Raw genomic sequence first — 10,763 nt, forward strand, 5'->3', positions numbered from 1 at the left:
ACATATACATTAATAATAATTTTAGAAATTGAGGTGATTATAATAAATTATGAATTAATCGTAAAATACAATGGAGATATATTAAGATTAGAGCAAGAATTAGGTGTTTCAGTAGAAATACTTAATGCTTCCTATGCGATAATAACATCAAGTGATGAAGAAGATATAAATAGATTATTGACTTATCCAGAAATAGAGTTTATAGAAAAACCTTTTATATTACAAACTCAAGACATACAAAGTTTTTCAAGTACAGGGATAACAGGTTTTAAAAATAGAACAGGATTAACTGGAAAAGGAACTATAATTGGTATAATTGATTCAGGTATAGATTATACTTTGCCTGTATTTAGAGATAGCGAAGGAAAGTCCAAAATATTATACTATTGGGACCAGTCTATACAAGGAAATCCTCCAGCAGGTTTTAAAGAAGGAACCTTATATAATAATGAAGATATAAATAATGCAATAGCTGGTAATACATATATACCTATCTCAACGACTAGTCTACATGGTACACATGTTGCAGGTATTTGTTCAACCATTGCAAGCGATGCTAGGATAATAGTAGTAAGGGTTGGAAATATACAGACAGATGTTTTTTCAAGAAGTACAGAGTTTATGAGGGCGATTAAATTTATTTTAGATAGGGCATTAGAATTAAGAATGCCTGTTACATTAAATATAAGTTATGGAAGTAATGAAGGCTCACATAGAGGGACTTCTTTATTTGAGCAGTATATAGATGATATGTGTTTATTTTGGAAAAATAATATAGTGGTAGCGGCTGGTAATAATGCAGATAAGGGGGGACATAAAAGGATTAGGCTTCAAAATAATACTACAGAAGAAGTTGAGTTTGTAATTGGAGAAGGAGAGCGTATATTAAATATAAACATATGGCCAGATTTTATTGATGACTTTAGTGTACATTTAGTAAGTCCATCGAATAGCCAGACACAATCAATTTCTCTAACTTCAGGTGAAATAAGAAATACTTTAGGAGATACAAGAATTACTGGTTATTTTTATCCTATAGCACCATATTCTCTTACTAGAAGAGTTACATTGCAATTAAGTTCAAATACACAGATAAATCCTGGTCTATGGAGAATTGTATTTGAACCTATAGATATTGTAACTGGTAATGTAAACATATATCTACCAACTTCTGAGGGATTAAATAGAAACACGAGATTTTTGATTCCTACTCAAGAACTTACTGTTACAGTTCCCGGAACAGCAAGTAGAGTTATAACTGTAGGAAGTTTCAATTCAAGAACAGATATAGTATCTATATTTTCTGGCGAGGGAGATACACAATTGGGTGTATTTAAACCAGATTTATTAGCTCCAGGCGAAGATATAATATCTTTTTTACCAGGAGGTACCAGTGGAGCATTAACTGGAACGAGCATGGCCACTCCTCATGTTACAGGAGTTTGTTCGTTGTTTATGGAATGGGGAATTGTAAATGGAAATGATTTGTTTTTATATTCGCAAAAGTTAAGAGCATTGCTTCTTAGGGGAGCAAGAAGAACAAGTAATCAGTCATATCCAAATAATTCATCGGGATTTGGTTTTTTAAGTTTATCAGACATAGATTTGTATACTTTATCTAGTATAAATCAAGACTTAGAAACAGAGGACATTGGATATAGAAGCACTAATAAGTCGTTTAAAGATGAAGAAAATAATTATAGAGTTATAGAAAATTATAATTCTCAGAGAAACGATGATTTAAAGTTGGAGGATTTTATAAGTGAAAATATGGATAGACAATCAGGAACATTGGCAGGAATAAATGTAATTCATACTCCTGAATTTGAAGATGAGTTAGCCTCATTGGGTATGAGTCAAGAATTTCTTAAGCTAAGTGACTCATTTGGTGTATTATCTATAAACACTACAGACTATAATAGCATACAACGAGTTTTGGAACTTCCATCAGTTATAAGGACAGAATCAACTATAAAGATGACACTGCTTGGAGAGATTAATCAAGGTACTTTTGGTGGTGTAGTTGCAACCGAAGAAATAGGTGTAAATTTTTTTAAAAATAATCCCAATATAACAATAACAGGAAGAGGTACTCTTATAGCGATTGCTGACACAGGAATAGACTATTTACATAAAGACTTTATATATGCAGATGGAACCTCAAAAATAGCTTTTTTATGGGACCAAACAAAGAATGGAACTCCACCTGAAGGTTTTTATATTGGGACAGAATATACACGAGAAGATATTAATAGAGCAATTGCAGAAAATGATGCTAGTCTATCTCAAGATGAAGTTGGGCAAGGGACTATGATAAGTGGCATATGTGCAGGTCTTGGTAATGTAAATAAGGAATATGCAGGAATAGCTGAAGATGCTGAATTAATAATAATAAAAATTGCTAAGATAGAAGGATTTTATAATAGTGCAATGTTATTTGCTGCATCTCAGTATGCATATAAAAAATCTTTAGAACTTGGGAAACCATTAGTAATAAATATATCTTTGGGTAGCAATAGTTTAGTTGGATTGACCAATAGAAGTAATAGTGAAAAAGCATTTTTTACTAGAGGGCTGTGTATAACAGCAGGAGCTGGAAATGAGGGAAATACTCAGACACACACATCTGGAATAATACCAAATGTAGGAAGTTCCGTTGAAGTCGAGTTGGAATTAAATGAAGAAGAAGAAGAATTATCAGTTGAACTTTGGCTGAATAAACCAGATAAGGCAGATGTAATAATAGTGTCTCCCACTGGTGAAGAAAGTAAAAGTGTTGGAATATCAAGTTATAATAGGATAACAGGTTTATTTGATTTAGAAGGAACGGAGTATTCTATAACATATGTATATCCAACTACTTTTTCAGGGCAGCAGTTTACCAATGTTACTCTGAAAAATGCTAAAAGAGGAGTGTGGAAGATTAGATTAGTAGGAGTTTATATTGTAAATGGAATATATAACTTGTATCTTCCAAATAGGGCTCTTTTAAAAAGTGGAACTAGATTTAGAGAGGTTGACCCTTTTTATACAATAAATTATCCAGCTGTTCAAGATGATTTAATAACTGTAGGAGCTTATAATACTATTAATAATAGTTTGTGGCAAAGTTCATCAAGAGGGCCGACTATTGAGGATAGATTAAAGCCAGACTTAGTAGCACCAGGAGTTAATATAATAGCTGCATATCCTGGAAATACATATGCGACTATAACTGGGACAGCAGCAGCTAGTGCACATGCTGCAGGAGCCGCTGCGATGTATTTTCAATATACTTTTGTTGATAGAAGATATCCAAATCAAGCATATGTTCAAAAAATAAAAACTTTTATGCAGGCTGGAGCTAGAAAAAACCAAACTACAGAGTATCCAAATATGAGTACTGGATATGGAACTTTGGATGTTAGAGGTATGTTTGATGTGTTAAGATAGGAGGGATTTATGGAAAAATCTTATTGTATAATTTACCAAGGTGATATAGAAACTGCACTTCAAGAAAACGGAATAAATAAATATATGGTTTTAAATAGCCAGCTTGCAGTAATATATGTACCTATGGATTTTGATGAAACTATTTTAAACAATATATTACAGGTTGCTTGGTGGGAAGAATCTGCTCCAATGAGCAGTTTAATTGAAATAACTAATAATATGAATAATGGAGAAACTATTACAACAGCTACTGAAGCAGAGTATATTTATGAGAATCCATATAATGATATAACAGGAAGAGGGATTTTATTAGCAGTTATAGATTCTGGTATAGATTATTTACACCCTGACTTTATAAATGCGGATGGAACGAGTAAGGTTTTACGATTATGGGATCAGGAAGAAAATACAAATCCACCACCAGAAGGATTTATTTTTGGGAGTGAATTTACAAGAAGTGAATTAAGTTTAGCTATAAGTAGAAATGATGGAAGTTTAAGTCAAGATAATATAGGTACTGGAACTTTGGCTTCTGGTATATTAGTGGGAAATGGAAGAGTAAATTCACAATATAGAGGTATAACTACAGAGTCAGATTTGATAGTGGTTAAATTAAAATCATATACAGATACTTATTATGCTGGAAAGATAAATTATAGTGTTTCAGATTTTTTAGCAGCTATAACATATGTTACTAATATAGCAAAAACAGAAAATAAGCCTATAATAATAAATCTTACTATTGGAGTTAAGTCAGGTGCTGTAGCAACTACTTCCATATTAGATACATTTAATATATTAAGTAGTGCTGGTGTTGTTGTAGTAAGTGGTGCAGGTAATCAAGGTAATACAGATATTCATTATGCTGGAAGATTTAGTAGTTTAAATGAAGTCCAAGATGTAATAATACAAGATGGTGACGATTACGCACTTGATATAACACTCAATACAAATGGTCCAGATAAGATAGGGGCACAAATAATATCTCCTTCAGGTGAGGTTAGTCATGATATAAGATATTCTCCAGACTTTTATGTATATAGAGGAAAGTTTAATCTGGAAAATACTACTTATTCAATGAGATTCATCTATCCATATATTACTTCTGGGAATGAAAGCCTAGAGATAAGACTTAGAGATATAAAACCTGGTGTGTGGACTTTGAGGCTAACTCCAGAACTTATAATAGGGGGAGAGTATGATATATATTTACCAAATAAAAACTTGATAGCACCAGATACAAGATTTTTAGACCCAGACTCAGTGGCTACAATAACTATGTATGCTGCTGGTGATGATGTAATCACAGTTGGTACATTTAATAATAAGACTGATAGTATGTGGATTGGTTCATCAAAAGGGCCAATTAGAGGAAGGGGAATTAAGCCAGATATAGTAGCGCCAGGAGTAGATATAATATCTACATATAAAAATGGAACCTACAATACAGCAACAGGTACAGGAGTTAGTAGTTCAATAGTTTGTGGAGTCTTAGCCTTATTAATGGAATATTTGGAAAAACAAGATAATATCCCAAGGTTATCGTTGTTTACACAAGTTTTAAAAACATATTTAATATTGGGAGCTACGAAGCTCGATATATATACGTATCCAAATGTTTCACAGGGATATGGTATTTTAAATTTAAAAAATACAATTCAACAGATGGCAAATACTTTATAAATAAAAAAATATGTAAATAATGGTATTTTATCTGTTATAAATTTTACTTATGAATTTAATTTGAAAAATTGCTAAAACTATTACAAAATAAATATATAGAGGTGATAGTTTTGGAAAGTAAAAAAGCAAGAGCATTAAAAGGTAACGATAACAAAAGACTTAGAAGTCCGCTTCTAGTTGGAAATGAATCAACAGCAGCTTGGGCAGATGTTGAAAAATTAAAACCTCATAGTAAAGTTTCAATACCTTCACTTAATAGTGTTGAAGAAGCAAAAGATTGGGTTGACAATGGAAGTAAATTGTAAAACTTCTATACTTGATAACAAAAATAAATAATTTATTGTATTTAAGTAAAGTAGTATTAGTTTAAAAAGCTTAAAGTTAAACTTAAGCTAATAAACAGTATACTGCTTTACTTTTTTTATAGGTGTCAGAAGGGAAAATGTAATTTACAAATATTTGAAAGGAAAATATAAATCTTTGCATATAAATATTTATAGATTATATAAGACTAGTAAATATCAATTGCATAAATTTATTGACTAAAAATTTATAAATTGGTATAATTTTGTTAATTAGCGGAAATAATAGAAGATAAATACTGTGAAGAGAAGAGTAGATATAAAATGCAGTTTTAGCGAGTTGAGGATGGTGAAAGCTCAATACAAGTTTTATATTGAAGAACATCTTGGAGTTTCTAATCGAAAGCTTATTTAGCAAGTAGACTTAGACGGAAGGCACCGTTATAGGCTTTAAGCATTGCTTAACTAAGAGGTCATTTATGACAACTAGGGTGGTACCGCGAAAGTAATAGTCTTTCGTCCCTTTATACAGGGATGAAGGGCTTTTTTTATGGAATTATATTTAGAAAAAATTACTAAAAATTAAACTAGGAGGCTTTAAAATGCAAAAGGAATTTATAACAGTAAAAGAATTGTACAGAGATAAAGAACAGTACATAGGAAAAACTGTAAAAGTAGCTGGATGGATAAGAACATCTAGAGTATCTAAAAACTTTGGATTTATAGAATTAAATGATGGAAGTTTCTTTAAAAATATGCAAATAGTATTTGATGAAAAAGTTGAAAATTTTAAAGAGATAGGTAAATTGGCAATAAGTTCATCTATACTTGTAGAAGGTGAGTTGGTATCTACAGAAGGAGCTAAACAACCAGTAGAAATACATGCAAAAAATATAGTTGTAGAAGGTGAATCAGATAGTTCATACCCACTACAAAAGAAAAGACATACACTTGAGTATTTAAGAACAATAGCACATTTAAGACCAAGAAGTAATACTTTTTCAGCTGTATTTAGAGTAAGATCAATAGCTGCATATGCAATACACAAATTCTTTCAAGAAAGAAACTTTGTATATGCACATTCTCCAATCATAACAGGTAGTGACTGTGAAGGTGCAGGAGAAATGTTTAGAATAACAACTATGGATTTAAATGATATTCCAAAAACAGAAGATGGTAAAATAGACTATACACAAGATTTCTTTGGGAAAGAAGCTAATTTGACAGTTAGTGGGCAATTAAATGCCGAAATAATGGCACTTTCTTTTAGAAATGTCTATACTTTTGGACCTACATTTAGAGCTGAAAACTCTTATACAGGAAGACATGCTTCAGAATTTTGGATGATAGAGCCAGAAATAGTTTTTGCAGACCTTGAAGATAATATGGAACTTGCAGAAGATATGATAAAATATGTTATAAACTATGTTTTAGAAAACGCTCCTGAAGAAATGGAATTCTTTAATAGTTTTATAGATAAAGGATTGCTAGAAAGACTAAATAAAATAGTAAACTCTGAATTTGTTAGAATAACATATACTAAAGCAGTAGAGTTATTACTTGAATCAGGACATGAGTTTGAGTATCCAGTAGAATGGGGATGCGATCTTCAAACTGAACATGAAAGATATATAACAGAACAAATATACAATTCTCCAGTATTTGTTACAGATTATCCAAAAGATATAAAAGCTTTCTATATGAGAATGAATGAAGATGGGAAAACTGTTAGAGCAATGGATTTATTAGTTCCTGGTGTTGGAGAGATAGTTGGAGGTTCTCAAAGAGAAGAAAGAGAAGACGTACTATTAGATAGAATTCATGAAATGGGATTAAATGAAGAAGATTACTGGTGGTATTTAGAACTTAGAAAATTTGGTACTGCTACTCACTCTGGATTTGGTCTTGGATTTGAAAGAATAATTATGTATATGACAGGTATGTCTAACATAAGAGACGTTATACCTTTCCCAAGAACTCCTAAAAATGCTGAATTCTAATAATTATAACCTATAATATGATTATATAATTTTTCGATATAATAAAATAGCTTGTGTGCTATCTGATTTAGATACATACAAGTTATTTTTATTGTGTTTACAAATATATGTAGTTTGTTTGTTCATATTTTATTATACAATGTAATTATAAGTTACTTATACTAGGAGGATAAATAATGTGTAGTTTTTGTTTTATTAAATTTAATGTGAATGATGTAAAAATATTTAATCGAATAAAAAATTTATTTTCATATATAGCAGGTATAAAAAATGATTGTATACAAATTGAGGATTTAGAATATTATATTTTAGAAAAAGTAGATGAATTTTATAATAAAGAAGAATTAGATTATTTTTGGTGGCCAACAGAAGCAGAAAATAAAATGTTTTGGGAGAACTATAAACTACTGGATGAAGAGAATCGACAGGAATACATAAAGTCTGTTTCATGGGATTTTGAGACTGTGTTTTCTGAAATTGGACTTGGCGATTATACAATAGAAGGTTGCGAAATGATTGGTGAACAAACTGCTAAACTTTATTTTAACCCTATTGGATATCCTTATGGTGGGAATGAAGTGCTTCAAGAGTCATTAAAAGCTTTTGGAGTGACAATAGTGGGTGTGCTTGGATAACGTTTGTTGTGCTATACTATAACTAGTAGAGTTATTTTTAGATAAAGACAGGATAGCAAGTGATGTTGTTGGCTATTCATTTAATTCAGAGAATATAGCATATTCTACTAAAAATAAGGAAATACATTTTTATAATTTAAAAACTAAGAAAGACAAATATAGAAATAAACAATGAAGGAAAATATTCAGAGATTTATTTAGGAAATAAATTGATTTACTCTAAAAATTTAGAACCAAAAGACTTAAATGGTTTTTGGAAAGCTGATGAATATAATATATTTGAATTTGAAGAGCCAAATAAGATAAAACTTTATAGTAAAAGTGAAGAAGAAAGCAATTATACAGTTAAATATGAAGTAGAAAGTTCAGATAGTAATAGCATAGTATTAAAAGGAAAAGATACTTTATCAAAGGAAAAATTTACTATAACTAAGTTTAATAGTAATGAAATTTCATTACAAGCTAATAATGTAAGTGGTACACTTAATAAAATTTCCAAAGAAGACGCGGAGAAATTTATCAAGAGTATAAATAACAAGGAAAATAGTGAAAATACTGATAAAAAGAGTACTAAAAGTAATTCAGGTTCAAGTTCGAATTTGAAAAATAAAGAAGTAAGTTATGATGATGATTATATTATATATGATAGTGATTCTAGAGTATTAACTAAAGATGAACTTGAACTTTATAGTAAAGAGGAGTTAGCATATATAAGAAATGAAATATTTGCAAGATATGGATATGTATTTAAAGAAGAACCTTATAAAAGCTATTTTAGCAATAAGTCATGGTATCAGCCAGATTATAGTATAGGAGCGGATACAGATGTTTTAAATTCTGTAGAGAAACAAAATGTATCATTGATTAAGGAAATGGAAAACTAAGTTATAAGAAATTTTAAAATACATGTCTAAATGTGTAGTATAAGATAGTCTATAAACATTAAAATTGAAATGTGAATTAATTTTAAACATGAATTAATTATATATAAAATTATTAAATCTATAAGTTAGACTTAAGTATAATTTATAGATTTAATAATTATGAATCTAAAAGCTAATTTATAGGTTTACATAATATTATACAAATATTTTGAACAAAATAAATTTATTATTAAGAAAATATAAATATAAGGATTAATACTTTGTTTCTATACTACTAATAAAACTCAACACGATTACGACCTTGTTCTTTTGCAATATATAAAGCTTTATCACAATAACTTATAAATTCATTTAAAGTTATTAATTCTTCAACTTTCTTTGTATGAACTCCGATGCTAACAGTCACACATTTTGAAGGAACGTCATCACGTTCAAAATTACAATACTCTATAATCTTACGTAAATATTCGGATTTAAGTTTAGCATTCTCCTCATCACAATTGAAAAGACATATAAAAAATTCTTCACCACCATAACGGATAGCATGTGAATTTTCAGAATTTGTAAAATCTAAAATTACTTTAGCAATATTCTGTAAACAGTAGTCACCCTTTTGATGTCCGTAAGTGTCATTAAACTGTTTAAAATAATCTATATCTATCATCATTCCTGTTATAGGTTCTTGCTTTGTATGGGTCTTTAATTTTTTTTGAAAAACATCTTCTAAATACCTACGATTATTCATTTTAGTTAGGTCATCAGTCATAACCTTAAGATTTAATAAATTATTCATATGGGAGATTTCTTCATATTGTTGATGGATTAGCATTTTATCATAATAAGTAAATACACGACTTCTATATAACATTGTAGAAATAAAAATAGCAAGTGATGTTATAAAAAATGTGTTTACAATATTACTGAACTCATTACCTGATACAGTTTGAATTCCTGGTAAGAGTAGATTAAGAAATAAAAAACATCCTCCAAAAACTATTATTGATTGACCTAATTTTAATACTGAAAAAGCAGCAGCTGTTAACATTATATAACTGAATACACTCAAATCATTTCCGCCTAACTGGTCAAGCAAAGTAATTACACAACCCCATAAGCAGAAAAATGTTACATAAATCACCCACAAGTTTATATAATAAGTACAATGTTCCTTTTTTTTATTCCAAAGATAAGAAAAAACAAGCATAAAAATTAAAGAGATACAAAATAGTATTATATACATACAAAAATACCATTGACGTCTTGGGGTGGCAAAAGGACCACCATCTCTAGCTGATATTGATATCATCATAATTAGTTGAGATATTATTATTATGATACAAATAATTTTGCCTGTATGATAAAGATAATTGCAAAGTTCTCGTTCAACATTTTCTTTGTATTTTTTATCTAGAGGGAATCCAAAGAATTTTTTTAAATTTTCTAAGTTCATATAAGCCTCCATTAAAAATAAAACATAAAAATAAGTATTCCTCTTCTTTTCTTAGATACTCGGAATACTTTGTTTATAACTTAATTATAGCAAAATATGTTATATGTAACAATCTAAATTTGTAATAGATAGTATTTATTAGTTAAGATTAAATAAAATTTTGTATTAGTATTTTATTATAATTAAGATTAGTAAGTTATTTATTTTAGAATATTAGACAATTATAATGAAATACTAATATAAGACAAATAAAATAGATAAATATATCCAATTAAGGTATAATTAAGTTGTATTAGTTAGATTTATAATTAATATATTATATGAATTAGAGTTGCTATAAAACTGAAAGTATTGAAATTACAACGATATAAGCGATT

7 protein-coding genes and 1 other annotated feature are annotated in these 10,763 nt (G+C 29.2%); of the genes, 6 read left to right on the forward strand and 1 reads right to left on the reverse strand.

What is annotated here, in order from left to right:
* Positions 1-33: 33 nt before the first annotated feature.
* From cspBA to IC175_RS12385, 6 genes are all read left to right on the forward strand, one after another.
* Positions 34-3,432: a bifunctional germination protease/germinant receptor pseudoprotease CspBA gene (gene cspBA, locus IC175_RS12360; RefSeq protein ID WP_227437270.1), complete on the forward strand. Its 3,399-nt coding sequence runs from the start codon at positions 34-36 to the stop codon at positions 3,430-3,432.
* Positions 3,433-3,441: 9 nt separating this feature from the next.
* Positions 3,442-5,115 (forward strand): bile acid germinant receptor pseudoprotease CspC, encoded by a 1,674-nt coding sequence (gene cspC, locus IC175_RS12365; RefSeq protein WP_227437268.1) that lies wholly within the window; start codon positions 3,442-3,444, stop codon positions 5,113-5,115.
* Positions 5,116-5,216: 101 nt separating this feature from the next.
* Positions 5,217-5,420: a CDIF630_02480 family spore surface protein gene (locus IC175_RS12370; protein WP_413926922.1), complete on the forward strand. Its 204-nt coding sequence runs from the start codon at positions 5,217-5,219 to the stop codon at positions 5,418-5,420.
* A 289-nt stretch (positions 5,421-5,709) separates the two neighbouring features.
* Positions 5,710-5,944, forward strand: a binding site (T-box leader).
* A 75-nt stretch (positions 5,945-6,019) separates the two neighbouring features.
* Positions 6,020-7,417: an asparagine--tRNA ligase gene (asnS, locus tag IC175_RS12375; RefSeq protein WP_227437264.1), complete on the forward strand. Its 1,398-nt coding sequence runs from the start codon at positions 6,020-6,022 to the stop codon at positions 7,415-7,417.
* Between the two features lie 176 nt (positions 7,418-7,593).
* On the forward strand, positions 7,594-8,052 hold the full coding sequence (locus tag IC175_RS12380; RefSeq protein ID WP_227851580.1) for a hypothetical protein: 459 nt from the start codon (positions 7,594-7,596) through the stop codon (positions 8,050-8,052).
* A 209-nt stretch (positions 8,053-8,261) separates the two neighbouring features.
* Entirely contained in the window at positions 8,262-8,936 is a 675-nt protein-coding gene (locus IC175_RS12385) for a YARHG domain-containing protein (protein ID WP_227851581.1), read from the forward strand.
* A 274-nt stretch (positions 8,937-9,210) separates the two neighbouring features.
* Here IC175_RS12385 and IC175_RS12390 read toward each other — a convergent pair whose 3' ends face one another.
* Positions 9,211-10,386, reverse strand: coding sequence for a GGDEF domain-containing protein (locus tag IC175_RS12390; RefSeq protein ID WP_227851582.1), 1,176 nt, complete (start codon positions 10,384-10,386; stop codon positions 9,211-9,213).
* Between the last annotated feature and the right edge of the window lie 377 nt (positions 10,387-10,763).

Source organism: Clostridioides sp. ES-S-0123-01 (assembly GCF_020658415.1).
Lineage (GTDB): Bacteria > Bacillota > Clostridia > Peptostreptococcales > Peptostreptococcaceae > Clostridioides.

Coding starts and splice junctions, on each gene's coding strand:
- cspC (WP_227437268.1), top strand. CDS start 3,442: ATGGAAAAATCTTATTGTATAATTTACCAAGGTGATATAGAAACTGCA.
- asnS (WP_227437264.1), top strand. CDS start 6,020: ATGCAAAAGGAATTTATAACAGTAAAAGAATTGTACAGAGATAAAGAA.
- IC175_RS12380 (WP_227851580.1), top strand. CDS start 7,594: ATGTGTAGTTTTTGTTTTATTAAATTTAATGTGAATGATGTAAAAATA.
- IC175_RS12390 (WP_227851582.1), bottom strand. CDS start 10,386: ATGAACTTAGAAAATTTAAAAAAATTCTTTGGATTCCCTCTAGATAAA.